Genomic DNA, 17,534 nt, shown 5'->3' with positions numbered 1-17,534 from the left:
CGGCTCCCCGTACAGGGAGCCGCCGCGCTCAGCGGTACATCAGGTACTTCGCCCGCGTCCGGCGGAACGCCGCCAGCTCCCCGTGCCAGGCGGCCGCCACCTCGTCCGCCCCGGCCCCGGCGTCGATCATCGTGCGCACCCGCTCCGAACCGGTCAGCCTGTCGATCCAGTTGTCCGGCCGCCAGGCGAACCCGTCCCACACCCGCCGCGCGGTGACCAGCAGCGTCACCCCGGTCAGTACCGGGTCGAAGGCCGCCGGATCGTGCACATGGAGCTGCACCCCGCCCACCGTCTTCCCCTGGAACTTGGAGAACGTCGGCGCGAAGTACGCCTCCCGGAACCGCACCCCCGGCAGCCCGGCCTCGTTCGCCTCCTCGGCCCAGCGCCCGTCGATGCCCTCCGCCCCGAGGAGTTCGAAGGGGCGGGTGGTACCCCGGCCCTCGGAGAGGTTGGTGCCCTCGAACAGACAGGTCCCGGAGTACACCAGGGCGGTGTCCGGGGTCGGCATGTTCGGGCTCGGTGGCACCCAGGGCAGCCCGCAGTCGCCGAAGAACATCCCGCGCCGCCAGCCGGTCATCGTCACCGTCTCCAGCGGCACCGGCTTGTCCAGGAACTCCCCGTTGAACAGCCGGGCCAGCTCCGCCACCGTCATCCCGTGCGCCTGCGCGATCGGCCGCCGGCCGACGAACGTGGCGAACTCCTCGTGCAGCACCGGCCCCAGGGCCGCGCGTCCGGTCACCGGGTTCGGCCGGTCCAGCACCACGAACCGCTTGCCGGCGAGCGCCGCCGCCTCCATGCAGTCGTACAGCGTCCAGATGTACGTGTAGAAGCGGGCGCCCGCGTCCTGGATGTCGAAGACGACCGTGTCCACCCCGGAGGCGGTGAAGACGTCGGCGAGCGCCCGGCCGCTCTTCAGATACGTGTCGTACACCGGCAGCCCGGTCGCCGGGTCGTCGTAGCGCCCCTCCGAGCCGCCCGCCTGGGCGGTGCCCCGGAAGCCGTGCTCGGGGCCGAAGACGGCGGTCAGCCGCACCCGGTCGTCCGCGTGCATCACGTCCACGATGTGCCGGACGTCGCGGGTGATCCCGGTCGGGTTGGTGACGATCCCGGCCTTGCGGCCGGCCAGCAGGGCGTAGCCGTCGGCGGCCAGTCGCTCGAACCCGGTGCGCACCCGGTTCCCGCCACCGGCGTCCGAGGCGGGGGCCGGGACCCCGGCCCCGACCGCCGCCGTCGCGGTGGTGGCGAGCATGCTCCGTCTGGACAGCGTCATCCGTGGACCTCCGTGAGCGCGGCGGGTGTCATGACCACGGGGACGCTAGCGCCTGGCGGCCCGGCAGGGAACGCGCCGGACCGGGGACGTCGGGGGGATTCCTCTTCCCTCCGGCATACCGACTGGTTAGTCTGGCGCGGCGGCGGCCGGACCGCCGCGCACAGCCACAGCTCGAAGGAGGCCGCTGGTGGAAGCCGTGCAGGACGCCGGAGTCGTCGTCACCGGGGCGGGCGGGGGGATCGGGGCCGCTCTCGCCCGCCGGTTCGCCGCCGAGGGCGCCCGGGTCGTCGTCAACGACCTCGACGCCGACAAGGCCAAGGCGGTGGCCGAGGAGATCGGCGCCACCGCCGTACCCGGCGACGCCTCCGGCATCGTCGCCGAGGCCCGCGCGGCGCTCGGCGGCACCATCGACGTGTACTGCGCCAACGCGGGCGTCGCCTTCGAGGGCGGCGCCCCCGGCGGCCCGCTGGACGAGCGCTCCTGGGCGGTGTCCTGGGACGTCAACGTGATGGCCCATGTCCGCGCCGCCCACGAGCTGCTGCCCGACTGGCTGGAGCGGGGCGGCGGCCGGTTCGTCTCCACCGTCTCCGCCGCCGGACTGCTCACCATGATCGGCGCCCCCTCCTACAGCGTCACCAAGCACGGCGCGCTGGCCTTCGCGGAGTGGCTGTCCCTCACCTACCGCCACCGGGGCGTCAAGGTGCACGCCATCTGCCCGCAGGGCGTGCGCACCGACATGCTGGCCGCCACCGGCAGCGCCGGCGACCTGGTGCTCCAGCCGACCGCCATCGAACCGGACGAGGTCGCTGACGCCCTCTTCGCGGGCATGGCCGAGGACCGCTTCCTGATCCTGCCGCACCCCGAGGTGGCGGAGTACTACCAGGCCCGCGCGGCCCAGCCGGACAAGTGGCTGGGCGGCATGAACCGGCTCCAGCGCGCCTGGGAGGGCTCCCGCTGACCCGGCCCCGCCGCGGGATGGGAAGATCCTCCGGCGGGGACGCGTTCCCGCGCCAGTGACGACAGTCGGCGGACCCGACGGAAAGGCAGGTGGCGGCAGTGCCCAGGACCACGGACGGAGACGCCACGCCCGTCCCGCGGCGGCTGCTGGACGCCGCGACCCGCCTCTTCGCCGACCAGGGCTACGACCGCACCTCGGTGCAGGAGATCGTGGAGGCCGCCGGAGTCACCAAGGGCGCGCTCTACCACTACTTCGGCTCCAAGGACGACCTCCTGCACGAGGTCTACGCGCGCGTGCTCCGCCTCCAGCAGGAGCGCCTGGACGCCTTCGCGGACGCCGACGAGCCGGTGGAGAAGCGGGTGCGGGACGCGGCCGCCGACGTCGTCGTCACCACCATCGAGAACCTCGACGACGCGTCGATCTTCTTCCGCTCGATGCACCACCTCAGCCCCGAGAAGAACAAGCAGGTCCGCGCCGAGCGCCGCCGCTACCACGAACGGTTCCGCGCGCTCATCGAAGAGGGCCAGCGCGAGGGCGTGTTCTCCACCGCCACCCCGGCCGACCTGGTCGTGGACTACCACTTCGGCTCGGTCCACCACCTCTCCACCTGGTACCGCCCCAAGGGCCCGCTCACCCCGCAGCAGGTCGCCGACCACCTCGCCGACCTCCTCCTGCGCGCCCTGCGCCCGTAAGGACCACGCCCATAAAGGACCACGCGTAAGGGGCGCCCGCAATGGCAGGCGCCCCTTACAACATCGGCCTCGCTACAGATACTTCTTCAGCTCACGCCGGGCCAGCGAGCGCTGGTGCACCTCGTCCGGGCCGTCCGCCAGCATCAGCGTGCGGGCGCTCGCGTACAGATCGGCCAGCGGGAAGTCCTGGCTCACGCCGCCCGCGCCGTGCAACTGGATCGCCCGGTCCAGGATCTCCACCACCGCGCGCGGAGTGGCGATCTTGATGGCCTGGATCTCGGTGTGCGCGCCCCGGTTGCCGACGGTGTCCATCAGCCAGGCCGTCTTCAGCACCAGCAGCCGGAGCTGCTCCACCGTCACCCGCGCGTCCGCGATCCAGTTCTGCACCACGCCCTGCTGCGCCAGCGGCTTGCCGAACGCGGTACGCGACACCGCCCGCCGGCACATCAGCTCGATCGCCCGCTCGGCCATGCCGATCAGCCGCATGCAGTGGTGGATACGCCCCGGACCGAGCCGGGCCTGCGCGATGGCGAAACCGCCGCCCTCCTCGCCGACCAGGTGGGAGACCGGCACGCGCGCGTGGTCGAAGACGACCTCCGCGTGCCCGCCGTGCCAGTGGTCCTCGTACCCGAAGACCCGCATGGCCCGCTTCACGGTCACACCGGGGGTGTCCCGCGGGACCAGCACCATCGACTGCTGGCGCCGGATGTCGTCACCGTCCGGGTCGGTCTTGCCCATCACGATGAAGATCTTGCAGTCCGGGTTCATCGCCCCGGAGATGTACCACTTGCGGCCGGTGACGACGTACTCGTCACCCTCCCGCTCGATGTGCGTGGTGATGTTGGTGGCGTCCGAGGAGGCCACCTCCGGCTCGGTCATGGCGAACGCCGACCGGATCTCCCCGGCCAGCAGCGGCTCCAGCCACTGCTTCTTCTGCTCGTCGGTGCCGAACTGCGTCAGCACCTCCATGTTCCCGGTGTCCGGCGCCGCGCAGTTCAGCGCGGCCGGCGCCAACTGCGGGGACCGGCCGGTGATCTCGGCCAGCGGCGCGTACTGGAGGTTGGTCAGCCCGGCACCGTACTCGGCGTCGGGGAGGAAGAGGTTCCACAGGCCCTGCCTGCGCGCCTCGGCCTTCAGCTCGTCCATCACCGCCGGGGTGTCCCAGGGGGAGTCCAGCAGCGCCCGCTGCTCCTCGGCGGTCTTCTCGGCCGGGTACACGTACTCGTCCATGAAGGCGAGGAGACGGCTGCGGAGTTCCTCGGTGCGCGCGTCGAACGCGAAGTCCATCTGCTCTAGCCTTCCTGAAGAGTGGTCAGTCCGTGGTCGATGAAGACGGGCACCAGGTCCCCGATGCGGTCGAAGCCGCCGCCCACCGTCTGGCCGAGGGTGTACCGGTAGTGGATGCCCTCCAGGATCACGGCGAGCTTGAACCAGGCGAACGCGGTGTACCAGTTGACGTCCGAGACATCCCGCCCGGAGCGCTCCGCGTACCGCTCGATCAGCTCGGCGGGCGTCGGGTGGCCCGCGGCCTCGGCGGTGGTGGAGACGGGGGAGTGCGCCATGCCGAGCGGCCGGCTGTACATCACCAGCAGGCCCAGGTCGGTCAGCGGGTCGCCCAGGGTCGACATCTCCCAGTCGAGGATGGCCTCGATGCGGTCGTCCTTGCCGATCAGCACGTTGTCCAGGCGGTAGTCGCCGTGCACCACGGCCGGCGCCGGGGAGGTGGGCAGGGAGCGGCCGAGGGCCGCGTGCAGCTCGTCCACGCCCGCGAGTTCGCGGTTGCGGGAGGCGTCGAGCTGCTTGCCCCAGCGGCGGAGCTGGCGGTCCAGGAAGCCCTCGGGGCGGCCGAAGTCCGCGAGGCCCACCTCGGCGGGGTCCACCGCGTGCAGCTCGACCAGCGTGTCCACCAGCGACAGCACCGCGTTCCGGGTGCGCTCCGGACCGAGCGGCGCGAGCTGGTCCGCCGTGCGGTACGGGGTGCCCTCGACGAACTCCATCACGTAGAACGGGGCGCCCAGCACCTCGTCGTCCTCGCACAGCAGCACCGGCCGGGGCACCGGCACACGGGTGGGGTGCAGGGCGCTGATCACCCGGTGCTCGCGGCGCATGTCGTGCGCGGTGGCCAGGACGTGGCCCAGCGGAGGGCGCCGGACGACCCAGCGGGAGGTGCCGTCGGTGACGGCGTAGGTGAGGTTCGACCGTCCGCCCTCGATCAGCCTGCCGGTCAGCGGACCGGTCACCAGGCCGGGCCGCTCACGGTCGAGCAGCGCGCGCAGCCGGTCGAGATCGAGTCCGGGCGGGTGGTCGGCGCTCATACATCACTCCTACGAACGGGTGAACAGGAACGCGTCACATGATGCCGACCGGTCGGTATGCCGTCCAGTGTGTTCACCGTAAAGCGTGCGCAGACGTGACCGGACACACGCCGGGTGGCGTGTGTCCGACGTGGTTACCGGCGGCTCAGTGGTCGTCCCAGTGGCCCTCGTGCTCGGCGTGCCGGTGGCCGTCGTGCAGGTAGTCGACGTGGTCGCCGTGGACCACACGCGCGTGCCCGCACTCCTCGTGGTGCAGGTGCTCGTGGTGCGGGTGCGTGGTGTGCCCGGTGATCTCGCACTCGTCCCAGTGGCCGGAGTGCTCGCGGTGCAGATGGCCGTCGTGCGCGTAGTCGACGTGGTCGTGGTGCGGCACCGCGGAGTGCCCGCAGCCCGGCCCGTGGCTGTGGCCGCCGTGCGCGCTGTGTTCCTGGTGGGGCTCGGTCATGGTGCTCACTTCCGGGGGACTCGGGGGTAGGGGCGGCTGACGACGGACAGGTTACGTGCGTACGCCGCGAACCGCCCATAACGGGGCACAGGGGTTGCGCGGCGGATGAACACCCTGGAGGGTCCAGATCATGAAGGCCATCAGCTACCGCCGCTACGGCGGCCCCGAGGTCCTGGAGTACGGCGAGGTCCCCGAGCCCAAGGTGGGCCCCGACGAGGTACTGGTCCGGGTGCGCGCGGCCGCGGTCAACCCGGTCGACTGGAAGTGTCGCGAGGGATATCTCGACCCGATCCTCAACACCGTCTTCCCCGTCGTCACCGGCTGGGACGTCAGCGGCGTCGTGGTCCGCCCCGGCGCCTCCGTCGTCGAGTACGCGGAAGGGGACGAGGTGATCGGGTACGTCCGCGAGGACCTGCTCTCGCTCGGCACCTTCGCCGAGTACATCGCCGCCCCCGTGCGCACCCTGGCCCGCAAGCCCGCCGCGCTCTCCTTCGAGGAGGCCGCCGGGCTGCCGCTGGCCGGTCTGACCGCCTACCAGGTCCTCGTCCAGATCCTGAAGGTCAAGCGCGGCGAGACCGTGCTCATCCACGCGGCCGCCGGCGGGGTCGGCTCCCTCGGCGTGCAGATCGCCGCCCACCTCGGCGCCCGCGTCATCGGCACCGCGAGCGAACGCAACCACGCCTATGTGCGCAGCCTCGGCGGCGAACCCGTCGCCTACGGCGAGGGCCTGGCCGAACGCGTACGCGGCATCGCGCCCGAGGGCGTGGACGCCGTCTTCGACACCGTCGGCGGCGAGACCCTGAAGGTCTCCGCCCAGCTCCTCGCCCCCGGCGGCCGACTCGCCTCCATCGCCGACCCGGACGTCACCGAGTACGGCGGCCGCTACTGGTTCGTCCGCCCCGACGCCGCGGACCTCGCCAAGCTCTCCCAACTGGCCGACCAGGGCGCCGTCTCCGTGCACGTCGACAAGACCTTCCCGCTGGAGCAGACCGCCGAGGCCCAGCGACTCAGCCAGGAGGGCCGCACACGGGGCAAGATCGTCGTGATCGTGTCGGGAGCCGACGACTAGGTCACCAGCACCGCCGCGCACACCGCCAGCGCCACCGCGCACCCCGTCGCCGCCCATGCCAGGCGCGGGGTGAGCGGGGGCGGTACCGGGCCGGCGGCCAGGGTGCGGATGCGCAGGTGGGCCAGGGCGAGGAAGGCCAGCCAGCACAGACAGCACAACAGGACCAGCACCGCCCCGGTCAGCGGGCTGGCCGCCCGCACCGAGGCCCGTATCGCCAGAACCGCGGTCACCGTGCCCGACAGGGTCGTACGCCGCCACGCCAGCCGGGTGCGCTGCGGCTGGAGCCCGGCGTCCGGGACCGGCGCCGTCATCCCGCCCATCCGGCGAGCACCACCACGACCATCGCCACGGCGACCACCGCCACCAGCAGGCTCAGCACCGCCGGGAACCGGGACACCGGGAGATCCTCGCCCCGTCGCATCGCCTGCTCGCAGCGCACCCAGTGGTGCACCGCCCGCAGCGCGCACAGCACCCCCGCGCCCAGCAGCGCCAGCGCCAGCCCCACCCGCCACGCCCAGCGCAGGTGCGGCAGGAACTGGTCCACCGCGAAACCGCCGCCGATCAGCGCCAGCGCGGTCCGCAGCCAGGCCAGGAAGGTCCGCTCGTTGGCCAGCGAGAACCGGTAGTCCGGGGTGGTGCCCTGCTCCCGCACCCGCCCGGGTTCGAGCCAGAGGCGGACGCCGCGTACGAATTCGCTCACGCGCCGGACCCTACCGGCGCCTCACCCGGCAGCCCGGAACGCCCTCAGCCGCTCGTGCGCGGCCAGTCCGTCCGGCACCCACTCCCACTCGCCGAGCCGCGCGGCGACCTCCTCGTCGGTGAGGAAGGCGTGCCACTGCACCTCCTCCGCCTGCGGCCGCACCGGCAGCTCGCAGCGGACCTCGTACACCGCCGACCACCAGCCGTGCCCGGCCCCGTCCTCGCTGTCGTCCTCGTAGAGGAACTTGAAGAGGAACGCCGGCTCGGGCAGCCCGCTCACCCCCAGCTCCTCCTCCGCCTCGCGCAGCGCCGCCTCGTCGTAGGACTCGCCCGCGCCGACCACTCCGCCCACGAACAGGTCGTACAGCGCGGGGAAGACCAGCTTGGTGGCGGTGCGCCGGTGCACGAAGAGGCGGCCCTCGGCGTCGCGTACCTGGATGAAGACGCAGCGGTGGCGCAGCCCCCGGGCGTACGCTTCGCCGCGCGGGGCCTGGGTGACGACACGGTCGTGCTCGTCCACGATGTCGAGGATCTCGTCGGCGGGGTTCATGCCCGCCATCCAAGCAGCCCCGCCCGCCGACGGCTCAGTTCCGCTGGAGATCCCGTACCGGCCGCTCCTCGGCCGCGCCGCACGGCATCGCCGGGTGCATGCCCAGCAGCACGATGCCCCCGGCGATCGCCGCGAGCCCGGCCGCCTCCCAGGCCAGCGCACCGGTGTCGGTGTGCAGCCGGTCGCCCAGGAAGCCGACCCCGCACAGGATGCCCGCGAGCGGCTGGGCCGCGGTCAGCGCGGGCAGCGACATGCGCAGGGGCGCCGCCTCGAAGGCGCTCTGCACCAGCAGCAGCCCGGTCACCCCGAGCATCAGCACGGCGTACGGATGCCCGCCGGTGAAGAGCTCGGTGAAGCCGCCCTCGCGGAAGCGGATGCCGCTCACCCGGGTCAGCGCGTCCTGCACGCCGTAGAGAAGCCCGGCGGCCGTCGCCAGCAGCACCGGGCTCCATGTGGTCCGCGAGCGTTTCGCCCAGCCGGCCAGCGCCAGCGCCACCCCCACCATCACGCCGAGGATCAGCCAGTGCCGCACCGGATCGGTGACGGCGGTGCCGCCGCGCGGCCGGCCCGCCAGGATGAACGTGCTCACCCCGCCCGCCAGCAGCACCAGCCCCGCCCAGCCCTGCCGGCCCACCGGCTGACCGGTCTGCCGGCGGGACAGGGCGAGCGCGAACAGCAGGTTGGTGGCGAGCAGCGGCTCCACCAGCGAGATCTCGCCGTTGCCGAGCGCCACCGCGCCCAGCGCCATGCCGGCCACCATCAACGCGGTACCGCCCAGCCAGCGCGGCACCCGCATCAGGTCCAGTAGCAGCCGGAAGGACAGGAAGTCTCCCGGGGGCGCCTCACGCGCGACGTTCTGCTGAAGCACGAACCCGAACCCCAGGCACGCCGCGGCACTCACGGCGAGGAGGAGAACCAGAACGGACACGCTGCGTACCTCGATCATCGGCCGGGCCACGATTGCGTAGTGGCCGACTGTAGCGTCCCGCAAGGCCGGGACTGTGGAGAGTGCCCGGAACCGGACACGTTTCGGGCGAACCGCCCCGTCATGTTCCGTCTCCGGGCCCCCCGGCGCCATGGCGTACGCCACACCCACCGCGACCGGACCGGACCGACCCGCGCCGACCAGGGCACCTGCGCCCCAAGTCCCCCTGCTGCCACGGTGGTTGGACGGAGCAACACGTCGATTCCGCTTGACGCAAACCTGGGCGGGGAGTTTGCTGTGAGTGATCGGCCGATGGCAGCCCGAAAAACAGGAAGTCCCGCGGTGCCCCTGACCCCGCCCCCGCCCGTCACAGACCGGGCCCCCTCGGACCCGCCCGGCGGCACCGCCCCCGAGCACTCCGGCACCTTCGACGCCGCCCTCGGCGACGCCGAACTCCTCGCCGCGCGCACCGCCCTGTCCCAGGGCCGCTGGCAGTCCGCCCGCTCCCTGCTGCTGCACACCGGCGACGACTGGGACCGCCGCGGCCACCGCGTCACCGTGCTCGCCGCCGGTTCCGGCGCCCACAGCCGGGCCGGGCAGTGGCTGCTCGCCGAGCCCGGCTCCGCCGACGCGGCCACCCTGCTCGCCCTGGCCCTCGTCCACCGCGCCCTCGCCGGCGAGGAGGACCCCGAGCACGCCCGCGCCTCCTGCCACACCGCCGCCGGCCTGGCGCCCGCCGACCCCACGCCCTGGCTCGGCCTGCTCCTGCTGGCCCGCACCCTCGGCCCCGACGCGGAACTGACCGCCGCCTTCAAGGAACTGCGCGCCCGCCACCCCGAGCACCACCACGGCCACCACCTGCTCATCGCCGGCCTCGCCGAACGCCCGCCCGGCGGCCCCGAGTCCCACGAGGCGTACGACACGGCCGAGCGGGCCGCCGCCGAGGCCCCCGCCGACTCCCCGCTCGCCGTCCTGCCAGTCGTCGCGTACGCCGAGCGCCACCGCGTCCTCGCCGCCGCCGGTCTCGCCCCCGCCGTCCCCGGCCCCGCCCCCTGCGCCCACTGGAGCGGCCCCCGCGCCCGCCGGGTGCTGCGCGCCGCGTTCGACTGGTGGCTGGAGTGGGAGCACGACGAACACCCCAGACGCCACCTGGACCTCAACCACCTGGCCTTCGCCATGTCCGCGGCAGGCCGCCCCGCCGAGGCCGCCGCCCTCTTCCACCGCATCGGCCCGCACGCCACCCGCGCCCCCTGGTCCTACACCGGCCAGGACCCCTGGGCCGCGTTCCACCAGGCCCGCACCCATGCCCTCGCCACCGGCTGAGCCCCGGCGACACTGGCCCGACGGCCCCCACCCGTGCTCGAATGACGACGTGACCCCCGACCCGGCCGAAGCCGCCGAGGACCCCGACGCGCACGGCAAGCCCATCGGCCGCCGCCTCTTCCTCGGCACCCTCGGCCTCGGCGCGCTCGGCGTCGCCGCCGCGCCCTGGCTGCAACGCGGCGCGGAGAGCGCGCTCGGCACCCTCTCCGGCCAGGACCCCACCGGCCTGAGCGGCCTGCTCCCCAACGGCGGCGGCTTCCGGTACTACTCCGTCGCCGCCTCCGTCCCGCACAAGGGCCCCGCCGACTACCGGCTCACCGTGGACGGCCTCGTCGACCACCCCCGCGCCTACACCCTCGCCGACCTGCGCGCCCTGCCCCGCACCCGGCTGACCAGGGACGTCCAGTGCGTCACCGGCTGGCGCGTGCCCGGCACCCCCTTCGAGGGCGTCCGCCTGAGCACCCTGCTGGACGCGGCCGGGGTCCGCCCCACCGCGAAGGCCATCCGCTTCACCTGCTTCGACGGCACCTACACCGAGAGCCTCACCCTCGACCAGGCCCGCCGCCCCGACGTCCTGGTCGCGCTGCGCATGCAGGGCAAGGACATCGGCCACGACCACGGCGGCCCCGTCCGCCTCTACGTCGCCCCGATGTACTTCTACAAGTCCGCCAAATGGCTCTCCGGCATCACCGTCAGCGATCACGTCCAGCCCGGCTACTGGGAGAGACTCGGCTACGACATCGACGCCTGGGTCGGCCGCTCGAACGGACGGACCGATGACCCTACGAGCTGACACCCCGGCCCCGCCGAGCGCCCGCGTCCCCCGCTTCACCCCCGCCGAACGCTGGGTCCACCGCACGAGCGCCGCCCTCATGGCCGTCTGCGTGGCCACGGCCGCCTGCCTCTACGTGCCCCAGCTCGCCGTCCTGGTCGGCCGCCGCGAACTCGTCGTACGTGTGCACGAATGGGCCGGGCTCGCGCTGCCGTTGCCGGTGCTGCTGGGCCTCGTCTCGCGGGCGTTCCGCGCCGACCTCGGCGCGCTCAACCGGTTCGGCCCGCACGACCGGCGCTGGCTGCGCGCCGCCCTGCGCCGGGACCGGCGGTACGCGGAACGCCCCGCGGGCAAGTTCAACGCGGGGCAGAAGGTCTATACGGCCTGGATCGCCGGGGCCGTGCTGGTGATGCTCGGCACCGGCCTGATGATGTGGTTCACCCACCTCACCCCGCTGCTGTGGCGCACCTCGGCCACCTTCGTGCACGACTGGCTGGCCCTCACCGTCGGCGTGGTCCTCGCGGGACACATCGGCAAGGCGCTCGGCGACCCGGAGGCCCGGCGGGGACTGCGCACCGGCACCGTGAGCCGGGAGTGGGCGGAGCGGGAACACCCGCTCTGGCGGCCCTGAGCGGAAGGCGGCCCTGAGCGGGAAGTCTTCAGAGTACGCTCGTCATGCCGCCGTCGACGTAGAGCACCTGGCCGGTGACGAAGTCGGCGGCGGGGGAGACCAGGAACAGCAGCCCGCCGACCAGATCCTCGGTACGCCCCCAGCGCCCGGCCGGGGTCCGCCCCCGCACCCACGCGCTGAACTCGGCGTCCTCGACCAGCGGCCGGGTCAGCTCGGTCTCGATGTAACCGGGCCCCAGCCCGTTGACCTGCACGCCCCGCGGACCCCAGTCCGCGCACATGCCCTTGGTGAGCATCTTCAGCGCGCCCTTGGCCGCCGCGTACGGGGCGATGCCGGGGCGGACCACCTCGCTCTGGAGCGAGCACACGTTCACGATCTTGCCCCGGCCCCGCTCGGTCATCCGGCGGGCGGCCTCGCGGCCGGTGAGGAACGCGCTGGTGAGATTGGTGTCGAGGACGCGGTGCCAGTCGGAGTCGGTGAACTCCAGCAGCGGCGCCCGCAGTTGCATCCCCGCGTTGTTGACCAGGATGTCCAGCGGGCCCACCCGCTCCTCGACCTCGGCGATCCCGGCGGCCACCGAGGGGCCGTCGGTCACGTCGAACACCGCCGTGTGCACCAGGTCGCCCGGCAGTTCCGCCGCCGCCCGCGCGAGGCGGTCACCGTCACGTCCGTTGAGGACCACGGTGCAGCCCGCCTCGGCGAGACCACGGGCCAGGGCGAGTCCGATGCCCCGGCTGGAACCGGTGACCAGGGCCGTACGGCCGCTGATGTCGAAGAGAGGGTGAGCCGTCATCGCCGTACCGCTCCTAGATCACCAGTGACAGCAGCAGGACCAGGCCGCCGGCGACCACCGAGATGATGGTCTCCATCACCGACCAGGTCTTCACCGTCTGGCCGACGCTCAGGCCGAAGTACTCCTTCACCAGCCAGAAGCCGGCGTCGTTGACATGGCTGAAGAAGAGCGAACCGGCGCCGATGGCCAGCACCAGCAGGGCCGCGTGCGTGGTCGACATGTCGGCCGCGAGCGGCGCGACCAGACCGGCCGCCGAGACCGTCGCCACCGTGGCGGAGCCGGTCGCGAGCCGGATCGCCACCGCGATCAGCCAGGCCAGCAGCAGCGCCGGGATCGACCAGTCCTTGGAGATGTCCAGGATCATCTGGCCCACACCGCAGTCGATCAGCGTCTGCTTGAAGCCACCGCCCGCGCCGACGATCAGCAGGATGCCCGCGATCGGCATCAGGCCCTTCTCGACGGTCTGCTGGAGACGGCCCTTGGTGAAGCCCGCGGGGCGGCCCAGCGTGAAGAAGCCGACGATCACCGCAGCGAGCAGCGCGACCAGCGGGGAGCCGACCACGTCGAAGACCCGCTGGGTCATGTTGGCCGGGTCGTCGATGACGATGTCCACCAGGGCCTTCGCCAGCATCAGCACCACCGGCAGCAGCACGGTGGCCAGCGTGGCGCCGAAGCCCGGACGGCGCTCCAGGTTCTCCGAGGCGCGCTCCGGGATCATCCGCTCCGGCGCCGGGACGTCCACCCAGCGGGCGGCGACCTTCGAGAACAGCGGACCGGCGATGATCACGGTCGGGATGGCGACCACGATGCCGAGCGCCAGCGTCACACCCAGGTTGGCCTTGACCGCGTCGATGGCGACCAGCGGGCCGGGGTGCGGCGGGATCAGACCGTGCATCACGGACAGACCGGCCAGGGCCGGGATGCCGATGCGCATCAGGGAGTAGTTGCCGCGCCGGGCGACCATCAGGACGACCGGGATCAGCAGCACGATGCCGACCTCGAAGAACAGCGGCAGACCGATCACGGACGCGATGAGCACCATGGCCCACGGCATCGCACGGCCGCCCGCCTTGGCGAGGATCGTGTCGACGATCTGGTCGGCGCCGCCGGAGTCGGCGAGCAGCTTGCCGAGGATCGCGCCCAGCGCGATCAGCACGCCGACACCGGCGACCGTGTTGCCGAGGCCGGTCGTGAAGCTCACGATCGCCTTGTCGAGCGGAGCACCGGCCGCCGCGCCGAGGACCAGCGAACCGATGGTCAGGGCCAGGAAGGCGTGGAGCTTGAACTTGGTGATGAGAAAGACGATGACGGCGATGCCCGCCAGGACGGCTATGCCCAACTGGGCGTGGCCGGCCGAGGTGATCGGCTGGACGGTGTCCGCTGCCAGCATCTCGACGCTGAGTCTGGTCACGGGTTTCCCTTGCGGTTACGGGGATTCGGGGGACATGAGGGGGGTGGAGAAAAGGGAAGTACTGCGGTGCTGCGGTACAGCGAGGGGTACTACGCGGAGGCGGCGGCGAACGCGGCCAGAGCCTCGACCGCACGCTCGGTGATCTCCTCGGGGGACCCGCTGACGTCGACGGCGACACCCGCCTCGTCCGCCTGGAGCGGCTGGAGCGTGGCGAACTGTGAGTCCAGCAGCGCGGTCGGCATGAAGTGGCCCTGACGCTGGGACATCCGGCCCTCGATCAGCTCACGGCTGCCGGTCAGATGCACGAACACCGCACCGGGGGCCTCGGCCCGCAGCCGGTCGCGGTACGACCGCTTCAGCGCCGAGCTGCTGACCACTCCGCCGAGCCCCGCCCGGCCGTGCGCCCAGCGCCCGATGGCATCGAGCCACGGCCACCGGTCGGCGTCTTCCAGGGGGGTACCCGCCGTCATCTTGTCGATGTTGGCCTGCGGGTGGAAGTCGTCGCCCTCGGCGTACGGGACGCCCAGCCGGGCGGCGAGCAAAGGACCGATCGTGGTCTTGCCCGTCCCGGCGACGCCCATCACGACGACGACCTGGGGGGTGCGCATGACTGCCTCGCTGTCTTCTTCGACATCGACGCCGTACTCCGGCGTCGATGTACTGAAACCCATTAGGTACGACAAATTCAAGTGGGTGTGACATATAAGTCTGACTTTTTATGGCTGTGATCCAGGCCGTACGCTGAGTGCATGAGCACACCGGGCCGGGGGCTGCACGGCCGCGTACTGGACACCCTCGGCCCCGCGATCACGGCGGGGGAGTACCCGCCGGGCAGCGTGCTGCGCACCGACGAACTCGCCCAGCGGTTCGACGTCTCCCGCTCCGTCATGCGCGAGGCGGTGCGCGTGCTGGAGTCGATGCACCTGGTCGCCTCCCGCCGCCGCGTCGGCGTCACGGTCCGCCCCAAGCACGAGTGGAACGTCTACGATCCGCAGGTCATCCGCTGGCGCCTCGCGGGCGCCGACCGCCCGCACCAACTGCGCTCGCTGACCGTGCTGCGCTCCGCCGTCGAGCCCATCGCGGCGGGCCTGACCGCCCGCAACGCCACCGCCGAGCAGTGCGCCGAACTCACCGAGTGCGCCCTCGGGATGGTCGCCAACTCGCGCGGCCACAAGCTGGACCAGTACCTGATCCACGACATCGCCTTCCACCGGATCATCCTGACGGCGTCCGGCAACGAGATGTTCGCCCGCCTCGGGGACGTGGTCGCCGAGGTGCTCGCGGGCCGCACCCATCACGACGTGATGTTCGCCGACCCCGACCCGCCGGCCGTCACCCTGCACGTCCGGGTCGCCGAGGCGGTCCGCGCCGGCGACAGCGCCCGCGCGGAGGAACTGACGCGGGAGATCACGGTGGGCGCGCTCCAGGAGCTGGACATCCTGGTGCCGTAGGTCTCGGTCCGCCGTAGGTCTCCTCCTCTGTAGGTCTCAGTCGTCGAGGAACTCCCCGTCGACGTACACCCACGCCCCGTCCACCCGCTCGAACCGGCTCCGCTCGTGCAGCGAACCGCCCCGGTACGAGGCCCGGAACGTCACGGTCCCGGTGGAATGGAAGGCAGACCCGCCCTCGGTCTCCAAAATCTCCAGCCCCGTCCACCGCATCCCCGGATCGAGGTCGAGCCGCTCGGGCCGCGTCCGCGGATGCCAGGTCCGCACCAGATGATCCACGTCGCCCACCACGAACGCGCTGTACCGGGACCGCATCAACGTCTCGGCGCTCGGCGCGGCAACGGCCCCCGAGTGGAACCGGCCGCAGCAGTCGGCGTATGTCTTCGGCAGCCCGCAGGGGCAATCGGCGGGCGGAGCTGTGCGGGCGGTGCGTCGGGCCATGACGGCCATTGTGCCGGACCGCGCCCGGACCCCGGAAAGAGCGGGAAAGCAGAAGGACCCCTGATCAACAGGGGTCCTTCAGTGGTGTCCGAGGGGGGACTTGAACCCCCACGCCCGATAAAGGGCACTAGCACCTCAAGCTAGCGCGTCTGCCATTCCGCCACCCGGACAAGGTGTCTGTCGTGCGGGGTGTTCCCCGCGGCGACGAAGGAAACATTACCAGGCTTTCGAGGGTGTCCGATCACCCCCTGTCCCGGGCCCCCGCTGTGTGAACGCCCTGTGGCGGGGTGGACGCGAACGGGCCGGACGGGGGGAGGATGGGGGTCGACCCACCAGCAGTGACAGCGGGAGGAAGCAGCGTGAGCGAGACGGACACGGCCAAGGGCGTCACCGGTGAGGACGAGGTCGTGGACCTCTGCCGCGAGCTGATCCGGTTCGACACCAGCAACTACGGCGACCACTCCGGCCCCGGCGAGCGCGCCGCCGCCGAGTACGTCGCCGGGAAGCTCGCCGAGGTCGGCCTGGAGCCGAAGATCTTCGAGTCGCATCCGGGGCGTGCGTCCACCGTCGCCCGCATCGAGGGCGAGGACCCGTCCCGGCCGGCGCTGCTGATCCACGGCCACCTGGACGTCGTACCGGCCAACGCGGACGACTGGACCCACGACCCCTTCTCCGGCGAGGTCGCCGACGGGTGCGTGTGGGGGCGCGGCGCCGTCGACATGAAGGACATGGACGCGATGACCCTCGCGGTCGTCCGCGACCGGCTGCGCAGCGGGCGCAAGCCCCCGCGCGACATCGTCGTCGCCTTCCTCGCCGACGAGGAGGCGGGCGGCACCTACGGCGCCCGCTACCTGGTCGACAACCACCCCGAGCTGTTCGAGGGTGTCACCGAGGCGATCAGCGAGGTCGGCGGGTTCTCCTTCACGGTGAACGAGCAGCGGCGGCTCTATCTGATCCAGACGGCCGAGAAGGGCATGCACTGGATGAAGCTGACCGTGGCCGGCACCGCCGGGCACGGCTCGATGATCCACCGCGACAACGCCATCACCGAGCTGTCCGAGGCGGTCGCCCGCGTCGGACGCCACAAGTTCCCGGTACGGGTCACCAAGACCACCCGCGCCTTCCTGGACGAACTCGGCGATGCGCTCGGCACCGAACTCGACCCCGAGGACATGGAGTCGACCCTCGCCAGGCTCGGCGGCATCGCCAAGCTCATCGGCGCCACCCTCAGCAACACCGCCAACCCGACCCAGTTGAACGCCGGTTACAAGGTCAACGTCATCCCCGGCGAGGCCACCGCGCACATCGACGGCCGCTTCCTGCCGGGCCACGAGGAGGAGTTCCTCGCCGACCTCGACCGGCTGCTGGGTCCGCACGTGCGCCGCTCGGACGTCCATGCGGACAAGGCCGTCGAAACCAGCTTCGACGGTGCCCTCGTGGAGGCCATGCAGTCCGCACTGCTGGCCGAGGACCCGATCGCGCGTGCGGTGCCGTACATGCTCTCCGGCGGTACGGACGCCAAGTCGTTCGACGACCTCGGCATCCGCGGCTTCGGCTTCGCGCCGCTCAAGCTGCCGCCGGAGCTGGACTTCGCCGGGATGTTCCACGGCGTGGACGAGCGGGTTCCGGTGGACGGGCTCCAGTTCGGCGTGCGGGTGCTCGACCGGTTCATCGACGCCTCCTGACGTTTCCGGCCCCGCGTAATCAGGCAGGCGTACGAGATCAACTGAGAAGAGTGAATGCGACGATAAGCTCGTAGCCCGATTACTCCCTCCTCGTTACTCGTGGTGTG

At 72.2% G+C, this 17,534-nt stretch carries 20 protein-coding genes and 1 tRNA gene; 8 read left to right on the top strand and 13 right to left on the bottom strand.

What is annotated here, in order from left to right:
- Positions 1-28 precede the first annotated feature (28 nt).
- The gene (locus ACZ3HQ_RS26530; RefSeq protein ID WP_467514634.1) at positions 29-1,270 is read right to left on the bottom strand and encodes an exo-beta-N-acetylmuramidase NamZ family protein; all 1,242 of its coding nucleotides are present in this window, start codon (positions 1,268-1,270) and stop codon (positions 29-31) included.
- A gap of 184 nt (positions 1,271-1,454) precedes the next feature.
- On the opposite strand from ACZ3HQ_RS26530, the gene ACZ3HQ_RS26525 reads away from it, so the two are divergent.
- Entirely contained in the window at positions 1,455-2,228 is a 774-nt protein-coding gene (locus ACZ3HQ_RS26525; RefSeq protein WP_467514779.1) for an SDR family oxidoreductase, read from the top strand.
- A 98-nt stretch (positions 2,229-2,326) separates the two neighbouring features.
- Positions 2,327-2,920, top strand: coding sequence for a TetR-type transcription factor C-terminal domain-containing protein (locus ACZ3HQ_RS26520; RefSeq protein WP_161189332.1), 594 nt, complete (start codon positions 2,327-2,329; stop codon positions 2,918-2,920).
- Between the two features lie 72 nt (positions 2,921-2,992).
- Here ACZ3HQ_RS26520 and ACZ3HQ_RS26515 read toward each other — a convergent pair whose 3' ends face one another.
- From ACZ3HQ_RS26515 to ACZ3HQ_RS26505, 3 genes are all read right to left on the bottom strand, one after another.
- Positions 2,993-4,207: an acyl-CoA dehydrogenase family protein gene (locus ACZ3HQ_RS26515; protein ID WP_467514631.1), complete on the bottom strand. Its 1,215-nt coding sequence runs from the start codon at positions 4,205-4,207 to the stop codon at positions 2,993-2,995.
- A gap of 5 nt (positions 4,208-4,212) precedes the next feature.
- Complete coding sequence (locus ACZ3HQ_RS26510; RefSeq protein ID WP_467514629.1) at positions 4,213-5,235, bottom strand: phosphotransferase family protein; 1,023 nt, start codon at positions 5,233-5,235, stop codon at positions 4,213-4,215.
- Positions 5,236-5,380: 145 nt separating this feature from the next.
- Positions 5,381-5,680 (bottom strand): hypothetical protein, encoded by a 300-nt coding sequence (locus ACZ3HQ_RS26505; RefSeq protein WP_467514627.1) that lies wholly within the window; start codon positions 5,678-5,680, stop codon positions 5,381-5,383.
- 130 nt (positions 5,681-5,810) lie between these two features.
- Here ACZ3HQ_RS26505 and ACZ3HQ_RS26500 point away from each other — a divergent pair, with 130 nt between their 5' ends.
- On the top strand, positions 5,811-6,749 hold the full coding sequence (locus tag ACZ3HQ_RS26500; RefSeq protein ID WP_467514625.1) for an NADP-dependent oxidoreductase: 939 nt from the start codon (positions 5,811-5,813) through the stop codon (positions 6,747-6,749).
- Here the strand turns inward: ACZ3HQ_RS26500 and ACZ3HQ_RS26495 are convergent.
- Genes ACZ3HQ_RS26495 through ACZ3HQ_RS26480 form a run of 4 tightly spaced genes read right to left on the bottom strand, consistent with a single transcriptional unit; the run spans position 6,746 to position 8,944 of the window.
- The gene (locus ACZ3HQ_RS26495) at positions 6,746-7,060 is read right to left on the bottom strand and encodes a DUF202 domain-containing protein (RefSeq protein WP_467514623.1); all 315 of its coding nucleotides are present in this window, start codon (positions 7,058-7,060) and stop codon (positions 6,746-6,748) included. The two genes, ACZ3HQ_RS26500 and ACZ3HQ_RS26495, sit on opposite strands and share 4 nt — an antisense overlap.
- Positions 7,057-7,449 carry a YidH family protein gene (locus tag ACZ3HQ_RS26490; protein ID WP_467514622.1) on the bottom strand — a complete coding sequence of 131 codons (393 nt, stop codon included), beginning with the start codon at positions 7,447-7,449 and terminating at the stop codon, positions 7,057-7,059. Before ACZ3HQ_RS26490 ends, ACZ3HQ_RS26495 begins: the two co-directional genes overlap by 4 nt.
- 21 nt (positions 7,450-7,470) lie before the next feature.
- Entirely contained in the window at positions 7,471-7,998 is a 528-nt protein-coding gene (locus ACZ3HQ_RS26485) for an NUDIX domain-containing protein (RefSeq protein ID WP_467514620.1), read from the bottom strand.
- A gap of 34 nt (positions 7,999-8,032) precedes the next feature.
- Positions 8,033-8,944, bottom strand: a complete 912-nt coding sequence (locus ACZ3HQ_RS26480) for a DMT family transporter (protein WP_467514777.1) — start codon at positions 8,942-8,944, stop codon at positions 8,033-8,035.
- 327 nt (positions 8,945-9,271) lie between these two features.
- Here ACZ3HQ_RS26480 and ACZ3HQ_RS26475 point away from each other — a divergent pair, with 327 nt between their 5' ends.
- The 3 genes from ACZ3HQ_RS26475 to ACZ3HQ_RS26465 are packed head-to-tail and all read left to right on the top strand — an operon-like array spanning position 9,272 to position 11,649.
- Positions 9,272-10,246 carry a hypothetical protein gene (locus ACZ3HQ_RS26475; RefSeq protein WP_467514775.1) on the top strand — a complete coding sequence of 325 codons (975 nt, stop codon included), beginning with the start codon at positions 9,272-9,274 and terminating at the stop codon, positions 10,244-10,246.
- Between the two features lie 49 nt (positions 10,247-10,295).
- Positions 10,296-11,039: a molybdopterin-dependent oxidoreductase gene (locus tag ACZ3HQ_RS26470; RefSeq protein WP_467514618.1), complete on the top strand. Its 744-nt coding sequence runs from the start codon at positions 10,296-10,298 to the stop codon at positions 11,037-11,039.
- Positions 11,023-11,649: a cytochrome b/b6 domain-containing protein gene (locus tag ACZ3HQ_RS26465; RefSeq protein WP_467514616.1), complete on the top strand. Its 627-nt coding sequence runs from the start codon at positions 11,023-11,025 to the stop codon at positions 11,647-11,649. Before ACZ3HQ_RS26470 ends, ACZ3HQ_RS26465 begins: the two co-directional genes overlap by 17 nt.
- Positions 11,650-11,677: 28 nt before the next feature.
- Here the strand turns inward: ACZ3HQ_RS26465 and ACZ3HQ_RS26460 are convergent, their stop codons facing one another.
- The 3 genes from ACZ3HQ_RS26460 to ACZ3HQ_RS26450 all read right to left on the bottom strand — a co-directional run bounded on the left by ACZ3HQ_RS26460 (position 11,678) and on the right by ACZ3HQ_RS26450 (position 14,461).
- A complete protein-coding gene (locus ACZ3HQ_RS26460) occupies positions 11,678-12,442 on the bottom strand; it encodes an SDR family oxidoreductase (protein ID WP_467514614.1) in 765 nt (254 codons plus the stop codon).
- Between the two features lie 13 nt (positions 12,443-12,455).
- Positions 12,456-13,853 (bottom strand): GntP family permease, encoded by a 1,398-nt coding sequence (locus ACZ3HQ_RS26455; RefSeq protein WP_467514612.1) that lies wholly within the window; start codon positions 13,851-13,853, stop codon positions 12,456-12,458.
- An 89-nt stretch (positions 13,854-13,942) separates the two neighbouring features.
- Positions 13,943-14,461, bottom strand: a complete 519-nt coding sequence (locus ACZ3HQ_RS26450; protein ID WP_467514609.1) for a gluconokinase — start codon at positions 14,459-14,461, stop codon at positions 13,943-13,945.
- Positions 14,462-14,602: 141 nt separating this feature from the next.
- Here ACZ3HQ_RS26450 and ACZ3HQ_RS26445 point away from each other — a divergent pair, with 141 nt between their 5' ends.
- Positions 14,603-15,304 carry a FadR/GntR family transcriptional regulator gene (locus ACZ3HQ_RS26445; RefSeq protein WP_467514607.1) on the top strand — a complete coding sequence of 234 codons (702 nt, stop codon included), beginning with the start codon at positions 14,603-14,605 and terminating at the stop codon, positions 15,302-15,304.
- Between the two features lie 36 nt (positions 15,305-15,340).
- Here the strand turns inward: ACZ3HQ_RS26445 and ACZ3HQ_RS26440 are convergent, their stop codons facing one another.
- Positions 15,341-15,742, bottom strand: coding sequence for a YchJ family protein (locus ACZ3HQ_RS26440; protein WP_467514605.1), 402 nt, complete (start codon positions 15,740-15,742; stop codon positions 15,341-15,343).
- Positions 15,743-15,824: 82 nt separating this feature from the next.
- Positions 15,825-15,912: transfer RNA gene (locus ACZ3HQ_RS26435), tRNA-Leu, on the bottom strand.
- 189 nt (positions 15,913-16,101) lie between these two features.
- Between ACZ3HQ_RS26435 and ACZ3HQ_RS26430 the strand changes: the two genes are divergently transcribed.
- Positions 16,102-17,427, top strand: coding sequence for a M20/M25/M40 family metallo-hydrolase (locus tag ACZ3HQ_RS26430; protein WP_467514603.1), 1,326 nt, complete (start codon positions 16,102-16,104; stop codon positions 17,425-17,427).
- Positions 17,428-17,534: the final 107 nt, after the last annotated feature.

The organism is Streptomyces sp. NPDC018263, from assembly GCF_055562575.1.
Note: the sequence above shows the minus strand (reverse complement) of the source record. Positions and strands in the feature narration are given on the sequence as shown.

Excerpts from the sequence above, each read along its gene's own strand:
- ACZ3HQ_RS26530 (WP_467514634.1), bottom strand. The coding sequence starts at position 1,270 with ATGACGCTGTCCAGACGGAGCATGCTCGCCACCACCGCGACGGCGGCG.
- ACZ3HQ_RS26515 (WP_467514631.1), bottom strand. The coding sequence starts at position 4,207 with ATGGACTTCGCGTTCGACGCGCGCACCGAGGAACTCCGCAGCCGTCTC.
- ACZ3HQ_RS26510 (WP_467514629.1), bottom strand. The coding sequence starts at position 5,235 with ATGAGCGCCGACCACCCGCCCGGACTCGATCTCGACCGGCTGCGCGCG.
- ACZ3HQ_RS26505 (WP_467514627.1), bottom strand. The coding sequence starts at position 5,680 with ATGACCGAGCCCCACCAGGAACACAGCGCGCACGGCGGCCACAGCCAC.
- ACZ3HQ_RS26500 (WP_467514625.1), top strand. The coding sequence starts at position 5,811 with ATGAAGGCCATCAGCTACCGCCGCTACGGCGGCCCCGAGGTCCTGGAG.
- ACZ3HQ_RS26495 (WP_467514623.1), bottom strand. The coding sequence starts at position 7,060 with ATGACGGCGCCGGTCCCGGACGCCGGGCTCCAGCCGCAGCGCACCCGG.
- ACZ3HQ_RS26485 (WP_467514620.1), bottom strand. The coding sequence starts at position 7,998 with ATGAACCCCGCCGACGAGATCCTCGACATCGTGGACGAGCACGACCGT.
- ACZ3HQ_RS26480 (WP_467514777.1), bottom strand. The coding sequence starts at position 8,944 with ATGATCGAGGTACGCAGCGTGTCCGTTCTGGTTCTCCTCCTCGCCGTG.
- ACZ3HQ_RS26465 (WP_467514616.1), top strand. The coding sequence starts at position 11,023 with ATGACCCTACGAGCTGACACCCCGGCCCCGCCGAGCGCCCGCGTCCCC.
- ACZ3HQ_RS26460 (WP_467514614.1), bottom strand. The coding sequence starts at position 12,442 with ATGACGGCTCACCCTCTCTTCGACATCAGCGGCCGTACGGCCCTGGTC.
- ACZ3HQ_RS26450 (WP_467514609.1), bottom strand. The coding sequence starts at position 14,461 with ATGCGCACCCCCCAGGTCGTCGTCGTGATGGGCGTCGCCGGGACGGGC.
- ACZ3HQ_RS26445 (WP_467514607.1), top strand. The coding sequence starts at position 14,603 with ATGAGCACACCGGGCCGGGGGCTGCACGGCCGCGTACTGGACACCCTC.
- ACZ3HQ_RS26440 (WP_467514605.1), bottom strand. The coding sequence starts at position 15,742 with ATGGCCCGACGCACCGCCCGCACAGCTCCGCCCGCCGATTGCCCCTGC.